General features: G+C 63.8%; 14 protein-coding genes. All 14 read left to right on the top strand.

Features of this window, described 5'->3' with window-relative positions:
- The first annotated feature begins 5 nt into the window (after positions 1-5).
- The 14 genes from AC07PT_RS10180 (at position 6) to mlaD (ending at position 18,007) form a co-directional block, all read left to right on the top strand.
- Positions 6-2,027 (top strand): Ig-like domain-containing protein, encoded by a 2,022-nt coding sequence (locus tag AC07PT_RS10180; protein ID WP_494656610.1) that lies wholly within the window; start codon positions 6-8, stop codon positions 2,025-2,027.
- A gap of 114 nt (positions 2,028-2,141) precedes the next feature.
- Positions 2,142-2,681: a shikimate kinase gene (locus tag AC07PT_RS10185; protein ID WP_492347304.1), complete on the top strand. Its 540-nt coding sequence runs from the start codon at positions 2,142-2,144 to the stop codon at positions 2,679-2,681.
- Positions 2,682-2,801: 120 nt separating this feature from the next.
- Positions 2,802-3,920 (top strand): 3-dehydroquinate synthase, encoded by a 1,119-nt coding sequence (aroB, locus tag AC07PT_RS10190; RefSeq protein WP_494656611.1) that lies wholly within the window; start codon positions 2,802-2,804, stop codon positions 3,918-3,920.
- Between the two features lie 3 nt (positions 3,921-3,923).
- Positions 3,924-5,123: a deoxyguanosinetriphosphate triphosphohydrolase gene (locus AC07PT_RS10195; protein WP_494656612.1), complete on the top strand. Its 1,200-nt coding sequence runs from the start codon at positions 3,924-3,926 to the stop codon at positions 5,121-5,123.
- Positions 5,120-6,316, top strand: a complete 1,197-nt coding sequence (locus AC07PT_RS10200; protein WP_492347301.1) for an MFS transporter — start codon at positions 5,120-5,122, stop codon at positions 6,314-6,316. The genes AC07PT_RS10195 and AC07PT_RS10200 overlap by 4 nt, the downstream gene beginning before the upstream one ends.
- Before the next feature lie 70 nt (positions 6,317-6,386).
- Positions 6,387-7,034 (top strand): hypothetical protein, encoded by a 648-nt coding sequence (locus AC07PT_RS10205; protein ID WP_492347300.1) that lies wholly within the window; start codon positions 6,387-6,389, stop codon positions 7,032-7,034.
- Entirely contained in the window at positions 7,031-7,603 is a 573-nt protein-coding gene (locus tag AC07PT_RS10210; RefSeq protein ID WP_494656613.1) for a DUF1415 domain-containing protein, read from the top strand. The genes AC07PT_RS10205 and AC07PT_RS10210 overlap by 4 nt, the downstream gene beginning before the upstream one ends.
- Positions 7,600-8,502: a class I SAM-dependent methyltransferase gene (locus AC07PT_RS10215; RefSeq protein ID WP_494656614.1), complete on the top strand. Its 903-nt coding sequence runs from the start codon at positions 7,600-7,602 to the stop codon at positions 8,500-8,502. The genes AC07PT_RS10210 and AC07PT_RS10215 overlap by 4 nt, the downstream gene beginning before the upstream one ends.
- A 19-nt stretch (positions 8,503-8,521) precedes the next feature.
- On the top strand, positions 8,522-9,235 hold the full coding sequence (locus tag AC07PT_RS10220; protein ID WP_494656615.1) for a transposase: 714 nt from the start codon (positions 8,522-8,524) through the stop codon (positions 9,233-9,235).
- Positions 9,236-9,425: 190 nt separating this feature from the next.
- Positions 9,426-14,201, top strand: coding sequence for a glutamate synthase-related protein (locus tag AC07PT_RS10225; protein WP_494656616.1), 4,776 nt, complete (start codon positions 9,426-9,428; stop codon positions 14,199-14,201).
- 35 nt (positions 14,202-14,236) lie between these two features.
- On the top strand, positions 14,237-15,703 hold the full coding sequence (locus AC07PT_RS10230; RefSeq protein ID WP_492347295.1) for a glutamate synthase subunit beta: 1,467 nt from the start codon (positions 14,237-14,239) through the stop codon (positions 15,701-15,703).
- A gap of 157 nt (positions 15,704-15,860) precedes the next feature.
- Positions 15,861-16,685 (top strand): ABC transporter ATP-binding protein, encoded by an 825-nt coding sequence (locus tag AC07PT_RS10235; RefSeq protein WP_492347294.1) that lies wholly within the window; start codon positions 15,861-15,863, stop codon positions 16,683-16,685.
- Positions 16,682-17,464: a lipid asymmetry maintenance ABC transporter permease subunit MlaE gene (gene mlaE / locus AC07PT_RS10240; RefSeq protein ID WP_494656617.1), complete on the top strand. Its 783-nt coding sequence runs from the start codon at positions 16,682-16,684 to the stop codon at positions 17,462-17,464. Before AC07PT_RS10235 ends, mlaE begins: the two co-directional genes overlap by 4 nt.
- Before the next feature lie 54 nt (positions 17,465-17,518).
- Positions 17,519-18,007, top strand: a complete 489-nt coding sequence (gene mlaD / locus AC07PT_RS10245) for an outer membrane lipid asymmetry maintenance protein MlaD (RefSeq protein ID WP_492347445.1) — start codon at positions 17,519-17,521, stop codon at positions 18,005-18,007.
- Positions 18,008-18,009: the final 2 nt, after the last annotated feature.

Consider the following 18,009-nt stretch of genomic DNA (forward strand, 5'->3'; position numbering starts at 1 on the left):
GAGGTATGTTTGTGAAATATTTGAAATTTCTTTTTGTGCTGCTGATGGCCTCCTTGCTGGCGGCTTGTGGTGGTGGTGGCGGCAGTGCGGGCACCTCAAGCAGTGGTTCGTCGGGTTCAACGACCAAGGCTACTCTGGTGGTCACGCTCACCGATTCGTCGGGGGCTGCACTGGCCACACCGCACACACTCAAGGCCGGGCTGTTCTACCTGGCTCAGGCCAAGGCACTCGACGCTTCGGGCAACCCGATTGCCAATCAGGTGATCACCTTCACCACTGACAGCACCCTGGTGACCCTGGCTGCGCCTACCGCGTTGACGGATTCGACAGGTGTGGCCAGTGTGAAGATGACGCCCCTGTCTGTTGCTGGGGCCGGGTCGGTCGGGGCCTCGATGTCCTACACCGCGGCAGGCGCCACCACTGCGACCACGATCACTGGTACGGCCGCGTCCTACCAGGTCACCCCTTCGGCGGCGACAGGGACGCCGACGCTGTCTCTGGCGTTGACGGACTCTTCCGGAGTGGTGCTGTCCACGCCGCGCACATTCTTGACCGGGTCCAACTACAAGGCCAAGGTGACGGTGCTGGATGCAACCAGTGCGCCCATCACCAATCTGGTGGTCACGTTTACCACGGACAACACGCTTGCCACCATTTCGCCGACCAGTGCGCTGACTGATGCCAATGGCGTGGCGACCGTGCAGATCGTTCCGCTGACCCTCACTGGGGCGGGCAGTGTTCAGGCCGCAGCATCGGTGAACGGCACCTCCTACTCCTCGTCTGCGGTGTCCTATCAAGTCACCTCTGCCAGCGTGGCGGCTACGCTGTCGTTCGTGTCGGCAACACCCACATCGATCGTGGTCACCAACGCGAGCACGGGTACCAAATTGTCGACCGTGGTCTTCAAGCTGGCGAACGGCCAGGGTGTTGGCGTTTCAGGGCAATCGGTCAATTTGAGCCTGAACGCTCAATCGATCAGTGCTGGCGTGGCCTTTGTCGTCAATGGGACGAGCAGCACCGGCGTGCAGACCTTGGTCACGGATCAGAATGGCCTGGTTTCCATCAACGTCGCCTCTGGCACTTTGCCGACGCCCGTGTTGGTCACTGCGACCGCGGCCTCCAACAGCAGCCTCACGGCCACATCGGTGGGGCTGGCTGTGACCAATGGTCGGCCAACCCAGTTGCGTTCCTCCATTGCGTCGGCGCCTCTCAGTGTGGAGGCCTCGTCCGGGGGGGCGTCGATCATCCAGGGGGTTCAGTCCACCCTCACGGTGCTGTTGTCTGATCGCATGGGCAATCCAATTCCTGCTGGCACGGTGGTTAATCTGATTGCCTCGCATGGTCAAATTTCGGGGGCCTGTACTGTGGCGATTGTCAACAGTGCTTCGCAGTGCACAGCCGTATGGACGTCAGTGGCGGCCCGGCCCGCCAATGGCTGGTTCACGGTTCTGGCCTACCTCGATGGCGAAGAAGACTTTGTCGATGTGAATGGCAACAACCAATACGACCTTGGCGAACCGTTCTACGATGAAGGTCAGGCCTACCTGCCCAAAGATGCCAAGGCCTCGGCCTACAGCGCTGCGACAGATCAACCCATTGCAGGAGGCACCATTGGTACGGTGGCCTGTGCGGTGACCAATTCGACTGTCATTCCCTACATGATTCCCAACACCTGCGACAACGCCTGGACAAGCTCCATTCGAGTCCGCCTTGGGGTGACCATGAACTGGTCCACCTCCTACGCAACCCTGACGTCCTCCAATGCCTCCACATCGGGCATCACGATCCTGGTGGCGGATGACTTGGGCAATGCCATGCCGAGCAACAGCACTCTAGCCGGCACCATGTCCTGCCCTGCGACGGTGACCACGACACCGAAGGTCACCTTGTCCAGAAACAAGACGCCCGATTCGATTTCCCCGGTGACCGTGGTGGTGTCTTTTTCTGACTCCGCTGCCTCTTGCACCTTGTCTTTCACTGTGACCACGCCCGCCGGGTCGGTCACAACTGGGACTTACAAGTTCTGATGGACACTGCAAACCACTAAACTCAGCGCATCCAACCGCCTGGCAACCTCGGTTGCCAGGCGTTTTCATTTTTGCGGCTTGCCCTGATGCAGGCCCAGGTCCACCTCGAAACTCATGCTTTGTGTCCTGATCGGCATGCCGGGCTCCGGCAAATCAACTGTCGGGCGCCAACTGGCGCGGCGGCTGGGGGTGTCCTTTTTCGACACGGATCATTTGCTGGAGGCTCGGCTGGGTTGTTCGATCCGCGAATACTTTGAAGCCCAGGGCGAGGCGGCCTTTCGTGAGCGCGAGCAGCAGGCGCTGGCTGAATGCATTGCGCATGAACATGGCGTGGTGTCCACCGGTGGCGGCATCGTGCTGCGCCCGGCCAATCGCGAGTTGCTGCGCGCCGCCCCTTGTGTGATCTACCTGCGGGCCAGCCCGGAAGACATCTACCGCCGCCTGCGCCACGACACCACCCGGCCGCTGCTGCAGGTGGCTGATCCCTTGCGCAAGCTCAAGGAGTTGTATGCCGAGCGCGACCCGCTTTACCGCGAAGCCGCCGGCTTTGTGGTCGAGACCGGCCGACCCAGCGTGGCGGCCTTGGTCAACATGATTTCGATGCAGCTCGACCTCGCGACCCCCGGGGTTTCGGCCTCAGCGCCTAAACTCTGAGGGTCGGCGGCGCTGGACCCAGCGCCTGCGCGGGCGCTGAAGCTGCAGCTTGCAGGCTGGACGCGCCTTCCCCAACGCTTGATTGTTGCTTTCTCACCGATTATTTCTGGATGGATTCCGATGACGTCTCAGCCCGCACCTGCCGCCCGCATTTCGATTGAACTGGGCGATCGCAGCTACGACATCCTGATCGGCTCCGGCTTGCTGGGCCAGTCCGCTGCCTATGAAGGCTTGCCGGCCAGCAGCGCGGCACTGATTGTCACCAACACCACCGTGGCACCGCTGTACCTGGCCCCCTTGAAGCAGGCCCTGGCGGGGCGCCATGCCCATCTGCACGAGGTGGTGTTGCCCGATGGCGAGGCCTTCAAGACCTGGGAAACCCTGAACCTGATCTTCGACGCCCTGCTGGGCCACGGCTGTGACCGCAAAACCGTGGTCTATGCCTTGGGCGGCGGCGTGGTGGGCGACATGACCGGCTTTGCTGCTGCCGCCTACATGCGCGGTGTGCCCTTTGTTCAGGTGCCGACCACCTTGCTTGCGCAGGTCGATTCATCGGTGGGTGGCAAGACCGCCATCAACCACCCGCAGGGCAAGAACATGATCGGGGCGTTCTACCAGCCGCAGCGGGTGATTTGCGACCTTGGCACCCTGGCCACCCTGCCCGAGCGGGAGCTCAGCGCCGGTCTGGCTGAGATCATCAAATACGGCCCGATTGCCGACCCCGCGTTCCTGGACTGGATCGAAACCCACATGCCAGGCCTGCGCCGCCGCGAGGTCGATTTGCTGGCCCATGGCGTGCGTCGCAGCTGTGAGATCAAGGCCCATGTCGTGGGCGTCGACGAGCGCGAGTCGGGCCTGCGCGCCATCCTCAACTTCGGTCACACCTTTGGCCATGCCATCGAGGCCGGTCTGGGCTATGGTGAATGGCTGCATGGCGAGGCCGTGGGCTGCGGCATGGTCATGGCTGCGCGGCTGTCGCAGCGCCTGGGCCTGGTGGATGAGGCCTGGGTGGCCCGCCTGACCGCCCTGATTGCCGCGGCCGGTCTGCCGGTGGTGGCCCCGGTGCTCGATGCCGCCGACAACGCCGGCCGTTACCTGTCCCTGATGCGCGTCGACAAGAAGGCCGAAGCCGGCGAGATCAAGTTCGTGCTGATCGACGGCCCTGGGCGGGCCACGGTGCGCGGCGCGCCCGACACGCTGGTGCGTGAGGTGATTGACGCCAGTTGCGTGGTGGCCTGAGCCATGTCGGCGCTGCCCCTGAGCCTGCCAGCGCCTGGGGAGCAGGCCCTGGCACCGTTTGCCTGCCACCCCAGCCAGAGCCGGGGGCGCCTGCACCCCGAGGTGCCGGCCCCCACGCGCTCCGAGTTTCAGCGCGACCGCGACCGCATCGTCCACTCCACGGCGTTTCGCCGCCTGGTCTACAAGACCCAGGTGTTTCTGAATCATGAAGGCGACCTGTTTCGCACCCGCATGACGCACTCGCTGGAGGTGGCACAGTTGGGCCGCTCGGTGGCGCGTTCGCTGGGCCTGAACGAAGACCTGGTGGAGGCCATTGCCCTGGCCCATGACCTGGGGCACACCCCCTTTGGCCACGCCGGCCAGGATGCGCTGGACGAGTGTGTGCGCGCCCACGGGCAGCCGGACGCCGATGCAGGCTTTGAGCACAACCTGCAGAGCCTGCGCGTGGTGGATGAGCTGGAGGAGCGGTACCCACGCTACAACGGCCTGAACCTGAGCTTTGAAACCCGTGAGGGCATTCTCAAGCACTGTTCTGCCGCCCATGCGCGCAAGCTCGAACAACGCGAACCCGGTGGGGTGGGGCGGCGCTTTCTGGAGCGAACCCAGCCCAGTCTGGAGGCGCAGTTGTGCAATCTCGCCGATGAAATCGCTTACAACGCCCACGACATCGACGACGGCGTGCGCTCGGGCCTGATCACGCTGGATCAATTGCAGGCGGTGCCCTTGTTTGAGCGCTTTCGGCTGCAAACGTTGGACGAGTTTCCGGCCCTGGCTGAACCGGGGGCGGGCCGGCGCCTGCTCTATGAGTCGATCCGACGCATGTTGAGCCAGCAGGTGTATGACGTGATTGACGCCACCCGCGCGGCCTTGGCCCAAAGCGGACCAAGCAGTGTTGACGAGGTCCGGCACCTCCCACCCTTGTTGGGCTTCACGCCCGGCATGCGGGCCGAATCCACCCAGCTCAAACAGTTTCTGTTCAAGAACCTGTACCGCCATCCCAATGTGATGGAGACCACGGGCCGCGCCCGCCAGGTGGTCCATGAACTTTTCGATCTCTACCTGGCCCGCCCGGCTGAGATGCGCGAACGCTTTGCCCGCCGCCCTGATGTGCCGCGGGCCGTGGCGGATTTCATTGCCGGCATGACCGACCGATTTGCCCTGCGCGAGCACGAACGGCTGACCGGCCAGCGCCTGCTTTCATGAAAGCGCCCTGGCCTCGCTTGCCCGGGCCTGCGGGGGTGGTCATCTTGGCTGGGGTGGCGGCGGCCCTGCACGTCGCCAAGTTGGCCCCTGCATTGCCGACGCTGCGTGAATCGCTCAGCCTTTCCCTGGCCCAGGCGGGCTGGTTGCTGTCCACCGTCCAGGGGGCGGGCATGCTGCTGGGGGCCGTGATGGGCGTTCTGGCTGACGGCTGGGGTTTGCGGCGCTGCATGCTCACCGGCCTGTGGCTGCTCACGCTGGCCAGCGCTGGAGGGCCGGCGGGCTCGGGCTTTGAGGCCTTGCTGGCCTTGCGCGCCCTGGAGGGTCTGGGTTTTCTGATGGCGACCATGCCGGCTGCTGCCTTGGTGCGGCGGCTGGTGCTGCCATCACGCATGCCGCTGATGCTGGGGGTGTGGGGGACTTACATGCCCCTGGCCACCAGCGTGGCCCTGCTGCTGGGGCCGGCGCTGATCCCCGCCTGGGGCTGGGCATCCTGGTGGTGGCTCGCCGCCGCCTGCACCGGTGCGATGGCCTTGTGGGTGGCGGCGGTGGTCCCGCCAGACCCGGCGGGGGGCGCCGGTCTGCAAGGGGCGGCGCTGGCCGCGCGCCTTCGCCGCACCTGGACGGGCACCGGCCCCTGGCTGGTGGCGGGGGCTTTCGCGGTGTATTCGGGCCAATGGCTGGCTGTGATCGGTTTTCTGCCTTCCATCGTGCAGCAGGCCGGGTGGTCGCTGGCGGCGGTGGCCTGGGTCACAGCAGGTCTGGCGGCGGTCAACATGCTCGGTAACCTGGCGTCAGGGCCCTTGCAGGCCCGGGGCGTAGCGCCGTCGCGTCTGCTCAGCGGTGGTTACGCGGTGATGGGGTTGGGCGCCTGGCTGGCGTTTCAGGATGTCTGGCCGGTGGGGCTGCCGGTGCGCATGGGGGCCGTGCTGTTCTTTTCCATGGTGGGTGGCCTCATTCCCGGCACCTTGTTTGCGCAAGCGGTGCGCCATGCACCCGATGAAGACACGATCTCCACCACCGTGGGCTGGATGCAGCAATGCTCTTCGCTGGGGCAGTTCCTTTCGCCCCCGCTGGTGGGGCTGTTGGCCGCCCGGGTGGGCGGCTGGCAATGGACCTGGGTGATCACCGGGCTGTGTTCCTTGGCGGGCATCGCACTCGCCCACGGGCTGAGCCGTCTGCAGCCACGGCGCTGAACTCGGGTTTGCCACCTGCGGGCGGGCGGGCCCCCTAAAATGGGCGGCTCTGCCCCATCACGGTGAACCGGTGAGTTTCCTCGATCAGCTCAAATCCCAGGCCCATGCCCTGCAAAGCCAGCGCAGCACCCAGCAGCAGGACCTGGCCGGCCGCATTGCGCAGACCGAGCAGGCCTGCGAGACCGTCTGGCGCTATTTCAACGAATTGGCGCGGCAACTCAATGTGATCGTGCCGCCGGGCCCCACGCTGTCGCTGGACAACCGCCAGGCCTGGCCTGAGATGTGTCTGGTGGATTTTCGCTCTGATGCGCGCAAGAAGTTCTGGATGAACCGCGAGGTCTATGACCACGTGGCCCTGGGCTGGGTCATCAACCCGCGCGAGGGCAAGCCCCTGGCCACCTCGGTCAGCGTCAACTTTCCGCCGGATCTGGAGCGCGTCACGAGTCGACTGTCGGTGGGGCAGGTGCGGCACGAGCGTCATGAGGTGCGCCATCCCGAGAAGAGCAGCCTGTTGGCGCTTCGTTTTGACTACCAGACCCAGGCCTTTGGCAGCGTGCGCGCCACGGCCGATCACGAGGCGGGCGAGATCCATTTCCGCGCCGCCAACCTGCGCGGCTTCGAGGTGGCGCAGGTGCGCCACCCGGTGCAGCGCATCAACAGTGTCCTCCTGGACGAACTGGCCCGCCTCATCGTCGGCCAGGCTGGAGCCTTTTTATGAATTCCCTTGAAACCCGCCATGACCAGGTGGTGGCGGACACCCGGCGCTGGCTGGAGCAGGCCGTCATCGGCCTGAACCTGTGCCCTTTTGCCAAGTCGGTGCACGTGAAAAACCAGGTGCACTACGTGGTCGACTTCAATGCCGATGCGCAGGCCTTGCTGGCCACGCTGGCCACGGAGTTGCAGGCTTTGGCCGAGTCTGATCCCGAGCAGCGCGACACCACCTTGCTGGTCATGCCCGATGCCCTGGCTGATTTCTTGGATTTCAATGATTTTTGCGCCCAGGCCGACGACGTGCTGGTGTCACTGGAACTGGATGGCATCTTGCAGGTGGCCAGCTTCCATCCGCAATTCCAGTTTGCGGGCACCCAGGTCGATGACATCAGCAACTGCACCAATCGCGGCCCTTACCCCACGCTGCACCTGCTGCGTGAATCCAGCATTGATCGGGCAGTGGCTGTTTTCCCCGAGGCAGAGATGATTTACGAACGCAACATTGAAACCCTGGAAAAACTCGGCCATGACGGCTGGGCCGCCCTGAATGTGGGCGCGAGCCCGAACACCCCATGACCCAGAAAACCGCAAGCGCTCACACCTCCCGCCCGAAAAAGGGCGGCAAACAAGCGGTGGACGCCGATGCCGCCTTGGCGGCCGAACTCAAGCCAGGGCAGTCAATCGAGTTGCTCAAGGAGCTGCACATCCTCACCCGCGAGGGGCGCCTCAACCAGGATTCGCGCCGCAAGCTCAAGCAGGTCTACCACCTGTTCCAATTCATCGAGAAGCTGCTCCAGGAGTTGCCGCCATCCGAGCAGGGCCCTTCGCTGGCCGACCACGGTGCCGGAAAGTCCTACCTGGGCTTCATCATCTACGACCTGTACTTCAAGGCGCTGGGGCGAGGGCACATCTATGGTGTGGAAACCCGTGCCGAGCTGGTGCAGCGTTCGCAGGCCCTGGCGCAGCGCCTGGGTTTTGATCGCATGGCTTTCGTCAATGCCACGGTGGCCGAGGCCACCACCGACCAGCGCCTGCCTGAGCAGATCGACGTGGTCACGGCCCTGCATGCCTGCGACACGGCCACCGACGATGCCATTGCCTTCGGCTTGCAAAAGAAGGCCCGTTTCATGGTTCTGGTGCCCTGTTGCCAGGCCGAGGTGGCCAGCTGCCTGCGCGAGAGCAAGGCCTTGACGCTGTCGCGCACCCCGCTGGCTGAACTGTGGCGCCATCCCCTGCACACCCGAGAAATGGGCAGCCAGATCACCAATGTGTTGCGCTGCCTGTACCTGGAAGCCTGTGGCTATCAAGTCACGGTCACCGAACTGGTGGGCTGGGAGCACAGCATGAAGAACGAGCTGATCCTGGCCCGCTACACCGGCCAGAAGAAGCGCAGCGCCGCCGAGCGCCTGCAGGCCTTGCTGGCCGAGTTCGGCCTGCAGTCCTTGCAAGACAGCCGCTACCCCTTGCCGGCCTGAGGGTCGCAAGCGTCCCTCCATGGCCCGTCTGCCTCGCCTGTCCATCCCGGGCCTGCCCCATCACGTGCTGCTGCGCGGCAACAACGGACAGGCGGTGTTTGTCGACGATGTGGATCGGCGGGAGTGGCTGGAGGCCCTCAGCGCCTATGCCGCCGAGTGTGGGGTGGCTTTGCATGCCTGGGTGCTGTTGCCGCAGAGCGTGCAGTTGCTGCTCACCCCGACCACGGCCGACAGCCTGTCGCGCTTCATGCAGGCGGTGGGGCGCAAATACACCCGTCAGTTCAACCTGCGCCACGGCCGCAGCGGCACCCTTTGGGAGGGGCGCTACCGGTCCACCGTGCTGCAGCCCGAGCGCTACCTGATCCCCTGCATGGTGGGCATGGACACCATGCCGGTGCGCGAAGGGCTGGTGGCTGAGCCCCAGGCCTACGAATGGTCCAGCCACCCGCACCACATTGGGCGGCAGTCCGATCGCCGCCTGGTGGCCCACCCGGTTTACTGGCAATTGGGCAACACGCCCTTCGCGCGAGAAGCGGCCTACGCCGCCAAGGTCGCCGAGGGGGTGTCCGCAGCCGATCTGCAGGCCTTGGGGCAGGCCACCCAGCATGGTTGGGTGCTGGGCGATGCGGCCTTTGTGCAGAAGCTGCAAGCCCAGATGGAAAGGCGCCTTACGCGGGTGCCTGCAGGGCGCCCACCCGGCTCACGCAAAGCGGCGCCCAACGAGGCTGTTTGATCTGTCCCTAATTTATTCCGCTGAAACTGTCTGATTTTTAAATTGGTATCTGACCCCAATTTAATTTTCTTGGCATTTTTATTGCACTGCACTATCCTTCGCTTCCCCGCGAAATATCGTGTAACCCGGGTCGCGCCGGCGCTGCCTTTGCAGGCAGACCAGCGACTGGCCCCACAGATCAGGACATGCCATGACGAAGGCTGCAGAGATTCAGCATCTCCAACAACACGGTCTCTATTCGGCGACCAACGAGCATGACGCTTGTGGCGTCGGTTTCGTGGCCCACATCAAAGGCGTCAAGAGCCACGCCATCGTTCAGCAAGGTCTGAAGATCCTCGAGAACCTCGACCACCGCGGCGCCGTGGGGGCCGACAAGCTGATGGGCGACGGCGCCGGCATCCTGATCCAGCTGCCCGACGCGCTGTACCGCGAAGAAATGGCCAAGCAGGGCGTGGCCTTGCCTCCGCCCGGCGAGTACGGCGTGGGCATGATCTTCCTGCCCAAGGAGCACGCTTCCCGCCTGGCCTGCGAGCAGGAGATGGAGCGCGCCATCAAGGCCGAAGGCCAGGTGCTGCTGGGCTGGCGCGATGTGCCGGTGAACCGCGACATGCCGATGTCGCCCGCCGTGCGTGAAAAAGAGCCGGTGCTGCGCCAAGTCTTCATCGGCCGCGGCAACGACGTGATCGTGCAGGACGCCCTGGAGCGCAAGCTGTACGTGATCCGCAAGACCGCCAGTGCCAACATCCAGGCCCTGGGCCTGAAGCACAGCAAGGAATACTACGTTCCCAGCATGTCCAGCCGCACCGTGGTCTACAAGGGCCTGCTGCTGGCCGACCAGGTGGGCACCTACTACATGGATCTGCAGGACGAGCGTTGCGTCTCGGCCCTGGGCCTGGTGCACCAGCGCTTCTCGACCAACACCTTCCCTGAATGGCCGCTGGCCCACCCGTATCGCTATGTGGCGCACAACGGTGAAATCAACACCGTCAAGGGCAACTACAACTGGATGAAGGCCCGCGAAGGCGTGATGTCCTCGCCGGTGCTGGGGGCTGACCTGCAAAAGCTGTACCCGATCAGCTTTGCCAGCCAGTCCGACACCGCCACCTTCGACAACTGCCTGGAACTGCTGACCATGGCGGGTTACCCGATCAGCCAGGCCGTGATGATGATGATCCCCGAGCCCTGGGAGCAACACACCACCATGGACGAGCGCCGCAAGGCCTTCTATGAGTACCACGCAGCCATGCTCGAACCCTGGGACGGCCCGGCCTCGATCGTGTTCACCGATGGCCGCCAGATCGGCGCCACCCTGGACCGCAACGGCCTGCGCCCTTCGCGCTACTGCATCACCGACGACGATTTCGTGATCATGGGTTCCGAATCGGGCGTCCTGCCCGTGCCTGAGAACAAGATCGTGCGCAAGTGGCGTCTGCAACCCGGCAAGATGTTCCTGATCGATCTGGAGCAAGGCCGCATGATCGACGACGAAGAGCTCAAGGCCGGTCTGGCCAACAGCAAGCCCTACAAGCAGTGGATCGAGAACCTGCGCATCCGCCTCGACGACGTGGCGGCACCGGTGGCTGGCGAGTCGGCTACCCAGGGCTCTGTCGAATCGACCGAGCCGCAGGCGGCCGGCGTTGAATCCTTCAGCGCCGATCTGCTGGACCGCCAACAGGCCTTCGGCACCACCCAGGAAGACATCAAGTTCCTGATGAGCCCGATGGCCACCAACGGTGAAGAGGGCATCGGCTCGATGGGCAACGACAGCCCGCTGGCCGTGCTGTCGAGCAAGAACAAGCCGCTGTACAACTACTTCAAGCAGTTGTTTGCCCAGGTGACCAACCCGCCGATCGACCCGATTCGCGAAGCCATCGTGATGTCGCTGGTGTCCTTCATCGGCCCCAAGCCCAACCTGCTGGACATCAACCAGGTCAACCCGCCGATGCGCCTTGAGGTGAGCCAGCCGGTGCTCGACTTCGCCGACATGGCCAAGCTGCGCAGCATCGAAAAGACCACCCAGGGCAAATTCCGCAGCTACACCCTCGACATCACTTACCCCGTGGTGTGGGGCCGTGAAGGCGTGGAAGCCAAGCTGGCCTCGCTGTGTGCGGAAGCCGTGGACGCCATCAAGAGCGGCCACAACATTCTGATCATCAGCGACCGCGCCATCAGCGCCACCCAGGTGGCGATCCCCGCGCTGCTGGCCCTCTCGGCCATCCATCAGCACCTGGTGCGCGAGGGCCTGCGCACCACCGCCGGCCTGGTGGTCGAGACCGGCACCGCCCGCGAGGTGCATCACTTTGCCGTGCTGGCAGGCTACGGCGCTGAAGCCGTGCACCCCTACCTCGCCATGGAAACCCTGCAGGTCATCCACAAGGACCTGCCGGGCGACCTGTCGGCCGACAAGGCGATCTACAACTACATCAAGGCGATCGGCAAGGGCCTGTCCAAGATCATGTCCAAGATGGGCGTGAGCACGTACATGAGCTACTGCGGTGCCCAGCTGTTCGAGGCCATCGGCCTGAACACCGAGACCGTCAACAAGTACTTCACCGGCACCGCCAGCCGTGTCGAGGGCATCGGCGTGTTTGAAATCGCCGAAGAAGCCATCCGCATGCACAAGGCGGCCTTCGGTGACGACCCGGTACTGGCCACCATGCTGGATGCGGGCGGCGAGTACGCCTGGCGCGCCCGCGGCGAAGAGCACATGTGGACGCCTGACGCGATTGCCAAGCTGCAGCACAGCACCCGCGCCAACAACTGGAACACCTACAAGGAATACGCCCAGCTCGTCAACGACCAGTCGCGTCGTCACATGACCCTGCGCGGCCTGTTCGAGTTCAAGGTCGATCCAAGCAAGGCCATTCCGCTGGAAGAGGTCGAGTCGGCCAAGGAAATCGTCAAGCGTTTCGCCACCGGCGCGATGTCGCTGGGTTCGATCTCCACCGAAGCCCACGCGACCCTTGCCGTGGCCATGAACCGCATTGGCGGCAAGAGCAACACCGGTGAAGGCGGTGAGGATCCGGCCCGTTACCGCCAGGAACTCAAGGGCATCCCGATTGCCCAGGGTGCCACGCTCAAGAGCGTGATCGGCGAATCGCAGGTCGAGGTCGATCTGCCGCTGCAGCCGGGCGACTCGCTGCGCTCCAAGATCAAGCAAGTGGCCTCGGGCCGCTTCGGTGTCACCGCCGAATACCTGTCGTCGGCCGACCAGATCCAGATCAAGATGGCCCAGGGTGCCAAGCCCGGTGAAGGCGGCCAGCTGCCTGGTGGCAAGGTGTCCGAGTACATCGGCAAACTGCGTTACTCGGTGCCCGGTGTGGGCCTGATTTCGCCCCCGCCGCACCACGACATCTACTCGATCGAAGATCTGGCCCAGCTGATCCACGATCTGAAGAACGTGGCACCGCACTCCAGCATCAGCGTCAAGCTGGTGTCTGAAGTGGGTGTGGGCACCATCGCGGCAGGCGTGGCCAAGTGCAAGAGCGATCACGTGGTGATCGCCGGCCATGACGGCGGCACTGGTGCCTCCCCCTGGTCCTCGATCAAGCACGCCGGCGGCCCGTGGGAAATCGGCCTGGCCGAAACCCAGCAGACCCTGGTGCTGAACCGCCTGCGCAGCCGCATCCGTGTGCAGGCCGACGGCCAGATGAAGACGGGCCGCGACGTGGCCATCGGCGCACTGCTGGGCGCTGATGAGTTCGGCTTCGCCACCGCCCCGCTGGTGGTCGAAGGCTGCATCATGATGCGCAAGTGCCATCTGAACACCTGCCCGGTGGGCGTGGCCACGCAAGACCCGGTGCTGCGCGCCAAGTTCTCGGGCAAGCCCGAGCACGTGGTGAACTACTTCTTCTTCATCGCCGAAGAAGTGCGCCAGATCATGGCCCAACTGGGCATCCGCAAGTTCGACGACATGATCGGCCGCGTGGACCTGCTCGACATGAAGAAGGGCGTTGAGCACTGGAAGGCCCAGGGCCTGGATTTCAGCCGCCTGTTCGCCATGCCCCAGGTGGGCCCGGAAGTGTCGCGCTTCCACATCGAAAACCAGGACCACGGCCTCGACAAGGCCCTCGACAATGTGCTGATCGCCAAGTCGCGCGCAGCCATCGACAAGGGTGAGAAGGTCCAATTCATCGAAGTGGCCCGCAACGTGAACCGCTCGGTCGGCGCCATGCTGTCGGGTGCCCTGACCAAGGTGCACCCGGAAGGTCTGCCGGACGACACGATTCGCATCCAGCTCGAAGGCACGGGTGGTCAGTCGTTCGGTGCCTTCCTGGCCCGCGGCATCACCATGTATTTGATCGGTGACGCCAACGACTACACCGGCAAGGGCTTGTCGGGCGGCCGCGTGGTGGTGCGTCCGAGCATCGACTTCCGCGGTGAATCGTCGCGCAACATCATCGTCGGCAACACCGTCATGTACGGTGCGACCAGCGGTGAGGCTTTCTTCAGCGGCGTGGGCGGCGAGCGTTTCGCCGTGCGTCTGTCGGGTGCCACGGCCGTGGTCGAAGGCACGGGTGACCACGGTTGCGAGTACATGACCGGTGGCACCGTGGCTGTGTTGGGCAAGACGGGCCGCAACTTTGCTGCCGGCATGAGCGGTGGCATTGCCTACGTCTATGACGACGACGGCAGCTTTGCCAGCCGTTGCAACACCGCCATGGTGACCCTCGAGAAGGTGCTGCCGGCGGCCGAGCAAGAGGCCAGCATCGACCGTGCCATCTGGCACCGCGAACAGACCGACGAAGCCCAGCTCAAAAAGCTGCTGGAAGACCACCACCGTTGGACCGGCAGCAAGCGCGCCCGCGAACTGCTGGACAACTGGGCTGAGGCGCGCGCCAAGTTCGTGAAGGTGTTCCCGACCGAATACAAGCGTGCCCTGGGCGAAATCAACGCCAAGAAACAGGCGGTTGCCACCACGGCCAAGGCCAAGGCATCGGCCAAAGAAGCCGCCGCAGCCAAGTAATCCGACCGACCACACGAATCAAGGACTCAGACATCATGGGAAAAGTCACTGGCTTCATGGAATTTGAGCGCATCGAAGAGGGCTACAAGCCCGTTGCCGAGCGCCTGAAGCATTACAAGGAATTCGTCGTCGGCCTGGACGAGTCGCAAGCCAAGGTGCAGGGTGCACGCTGCATGGATTGCGGCACGCCGTTCTGCAACAACGGCTGTCCGGTCAACAACATCATTCCGGACTTCAACGACCTCGTGTACCGCGGCGATTGGCAGAACGCCATCGAAGTGCTGCACAGCACCAACAACTTCCCTGAGTTCACGGGCCGCATCTGCCCGGCGCCTTGCGAAGCTGCTTGCACGCTGAATGTGAACGACGACGCCGTGGGCATCAAGTCGATCGAGCACGCGATCATCGACCGCGCCTGGGCCGAGGGATGGGTGCAGCCCCGTCCGGCCAAGCACAAGACGGGCAAGAAAGTGGCTGTCGTGGGCTCTGGCCCCGCCGGCATGGCCGCCGCCCAGCAACTGGCACGCGCCGGCCACGATGTGACCCTGTTCGAAAAGAACGACCGCATCGGCGGCTTGCTGCGCTATGGCATTCCTGACTTCAAGATGGAAAAGTCGCACATCGACCGCCGCGCCAAGCAGTTGGAGGCCGAAGGCGTGACCCTCCGCACCAGCGTGCTGGTGGGCAAGATGCCCGAAGGTTCCAAGGTGACCAACTGGGCCAAGGAAACCATCAGCCCCGAGCAGCTCAAGAAGGATTTTGATGCTGTGCTGCTGACCGGCGGCTCTGAGCAGTCTCGCGATCTGCCCGTGCCGGGGCGTGACCTGGACGGCATCCATTTCGCGATGGAATTCCTGCCCCAGCAGAACAAGGTCAATGCGGGCGACAAACTCAAGGGCCAACTGCGCGCCGAGGGCAAGCATGTCATCGTGATCGGTGGCGGTGACACCGGCAGCGACTGCGTGGGCACCAGCAACCGCCACGGCGCGGCCAGCGTGACCCAGTTCGAGGTCATGCCCCAGCCGCCCGAAGTGGAAAACCGTCCGCTGACCTGGCCTTACTGGCCGCTGAAGCTGCGCACCAGCTCCAGCCACGACGAAGGCTGCACCCGTGAGTTCGCCATCTCCACCAAGGAGTTCATCGGCGACAAGGGCAAGGTCACCGGCCTGAAGACGGTGCATGTCGAGTTCAAGGACGGCAAGCTGGTCGAGATTCCGGGCACCGAGAAAGAATACAAGGCTGACCTGGTCCTGCTCGCCATGGGCTTCGTGAACCCGGTGGCCACCATCCTGGACGGTTTCGGTGTCGACAAGGACGCCCGTGGCAACGCCAAGGCCAGCACCGAGTTCACCGGCGGTTACGCCACCAACGTGGCCAAGGTTTTCGCTGCAGGCGACATTCGCCGCGGCCAGTCGCTGGTGGTCTGGGCCATCCGCGAAGGGCGCCAGGCCGCTCGCGCCGTGGATGAGTTCTTGATGGGCTTCAGCGACCTGCCACGCTGATCGTCAGGCTGACCAGCCTCATTCACAAGAGGTGAATCAACAACGCTCCCCTGGTGGGAGCGTTGTTGTATCTGAGGGTCAATCCGGGCTTGACCAAGTGTTCACCCGGATCCTTTATGATTCAGAACCGCCGGGCCCCGTCCGGCGTTTTTGCTTCATGTCCTCCACACCTACCCCTTCTTTAGTCGAATTGCGCGACCTGACCTTCGGGTATGGGGAGCGTGTCATTCTGGACGGCGTTTCGCTGACCATTCCACGTGGCAAAGTCACGGCCTTGATGGGCGCCTCGGGCGGCGGCAAGACTACCGTGCTGCGCCTGATCGGTGGCCAGGTTCGGCCCCAGGCCGGCGAGGTGAGCTTTGATGGCCAGAACGTGGCGCAGCTCGATCTGGCGGGGCTGTACAAGGTGCGTCGCCGCATGGGCATGTTGTTCCAGTTCGGGGCGCTGTTCACCGACTCCAGCGTGTTCGACAACGTGGCCTTCCCCCTGCGTGAACACACCGACATGCCTGAAGCCCTGATTCGCGACATCGTGCTGATGAAGCTCAATGCCGTGGGCTTGCGCGGCGCCCGTGATCTGATGCCGAGCGAAGTCTCGGGCGGCATGGCTCGGCGCGTCGCTCTGGCGCGCGCCATCGTGCTTGACCCGGAGTTGGTCATGTATGACGAGCCTTTTGCAGGACTGGACCCGATCTCGCTGGGCACGGCCGCGCGCCTGATCCGCGAGCTCAATGACGCCATGGGCCTGACCAGCATCATTGTTTCGCACGATCTTGACGAGACCTTCCACATTGCCGACAAGGTCATCGTGCTGGCCAATGGCCGCATCGTGGCCCAGGGCACACCTGATGAGGTGCGACACAGCGACGATCCGCTGGTGCACCAGTTCGTCAATGCCCTGCCTGAAGGGCCGGTGCGTTTCCATTACCCGGGCCCCAGCGTGGCCGATGACTTTGGCCCAGGCCAGGGGGGCAGGGCATGAGTTGGTTCAACCCTGCCGATGTCGGGCTGGCCACGCGCCGGCAACTGGCTGCGATCGGCCACGGCGCCCGTCTGTTTGCCCGCCTGGTACTGGACTTTGGCGCCTGCATGCGTCGTTTCAGCCTGGTGCGCGATCAGATCCATTTCCTGGGCAACTATTCCCTGGCCATCATTGCGGTGTCCGGCCTGTTCATCGGCTTTGTGCTGGGTCTGCAGGGCTTCAACATCTTGCAGCGCTACGGGTCGTCCGAAGCCCTGGGGCAGTTGGTCACGCTGTCTCTGGTGCGCGAACTGGGCCCCGTGGTCACGGCCTTGCTGTTTGCCGGGCGCGCCGGCACCTCGCTCACGGCAGAGATCGGCCTGATGAAGGCCGGCGAGCAACTCAGTGCCATGGAAATGATGGCAGTCGATCCGGTGCGCCGCATTCTGGCGCCGCGTTTCTGGGCGGGCGTCATCACCTTGCCCTTGCTCACCGCGGTGTTCAGTGCCGTGGGCGTGATCGGTGGCTGGGTGATTGCAGTGCCTCTGATCGGGGTCGATTCGGGCTCGTTCTGGAGTCAGATGCAGGGCGGGGTCGATGTGTGGTCCGATGTGGGCAATGGCGTGATCAAGAGCGTGGTGTTTGGTTTCACCGTGACCTTCACGGCCCTGCTGCAGGGCTTTGAGGCCATGCCCACGCCCGAAGGGGTGTCGCGTGCCACCACCCGTACCGTGGTCGTGGCATCGCTGGCCGTGTTGGGCCTGGACTTCATTCTGACCGCACTGATGTTCAGTGTTTGAGATTCAACCGGGTTGGCTGTCTGGCCGACCCTCGACGTAGCAAAGGAGAGTGTTGTGCAACGCTCCAAAAATGATATCTGGGTAGGTCTGTTCGTTCTGCTGGGTCTGGGTGCGGTGGTGTTTCTGGCACTGCAGTCGGCCAATCTGCTGAGCCTGAATTTCCAGTCCACCTACAGGGTCACTGCGAAGTTCGACAATATTGGCGGGCTCAAGCCCAAAGCCGCTGTCAAGAGCGCAGGGGTGGTGGTCGGTCGCGTGGAGTCGATTGTTTTCGACGACAAGTCCTTCCAGGCCCAGGTGGCCTTGGCCCTGGAAAATCGCTATGCCTTCCCCAAGGACAGCTCGTTGAAGATTTTGACGGCTGGCCTGTTGGGCGAGCAGTACATCGGAATCGAGGCGGGCGCTGACGAGAAGAACCTGGCACCGGGCGACAAGATCGGAACGACGCAATCGGCCGTGGTCCTGGAGAACCTGATCAGCCAGTTCTTGTACAGCAAGGCTGCAGACGGCCCTTCAACGCCGGCCAACGGAGCTAAAAAGTAAAA

Source organism: Curvibacter sp. GW821-FHT09D12, assembly GCF_059416245.1.

Excerpts from the sequence above, each read along its gene's own strand:
- AC07PT_RS10180 (WP_494656610.1), top strand. The coding sequence starts at position 6 with ATGTTTGTGAAATATTTGAAATTTCTTTTTGTGCTGCTGATGGCCTCC.
- AC07PT_RS10185 (WP_492347304.1), top strand. The coding sequence starts at position 2,142 with ATGCTTTGTGTCCTGATCGGCATGCCGGGCTCCGGCAAATCAACTGTC.
- aroB (WP_494656611.1), top strand. The coding sequence starts at position 2,802 with ATGACGTCTCAGCCCGCACCTGCCGCCCGCATTTCGATTGAACTGGGC.
- AC07PT_RS10195 (WP_494656612.1), top strand. The coding sequence starts at position 3,924 with ATGTCGGCGCTGCCCCTGAGCCTGCCAGCGCCTGGGGAGCAGGCCCTG.
- AC07PT_RS10200 (WP_492347301.1), top strand. The coding sequence starts at position 5,120 with ATGAAAGCGCCCTGGCCTCGCTTGCCCGGGCCTGCGGGGGTGGTCATC.
- AC07PT_RS10210 (WP_494656613.1), top strand. The coding sequence starts at position 7,031 with ATGAATTCCCTTGAAACCCGCCATGACCAGGTGGTGGCGGACACCCGG.
- AC07PT_RS10215 (WP_494656614.1), top strand. The coding sequence starts at position 7,600 with ATGACCCAGAAAACCGCAAGCGCTCACACCTCCCGCCCGAAAAAGGGC.
- AC07PT_RS10220 (WP_494656615.1), top strand. The coding sequence starts at position 8,522 with ATGGCCCGTCTGCCTCGCCTGTCCATCCCGGGCCTGCCCCATCACGTG.
- AC07PT_RS10225 (WP_494656616.1), top strand. The coding sequence starts at position 9,426 with ATGACGAAGGCTGCAGAGATTCAGCATCTCCAACAACACGGTCTCTAT.
- AC07PT_RS10230 (WP_492347295.1), top strand. The coding sequence starts at position 14,237 with ATGGGAAAAGTCACTGGCTTCATGGAATTTGAGCGCATCGAAGAGGGC.
- AC07PT_RS10235 (WP_492347294.1), top strand. The coding sequence starts at position 15,861 with ATGTCCTCCACACCTACCCCTTCTTTAGTCGAATTGCGCGACCTGACC.
- mlaE (WP_494656617.1), top strand. The coding sequence starts at position 16,682 with ATGAGTTGGTTCAACCCTGCCGATGTCGGGCTGGCCACGCGCCGGCAA.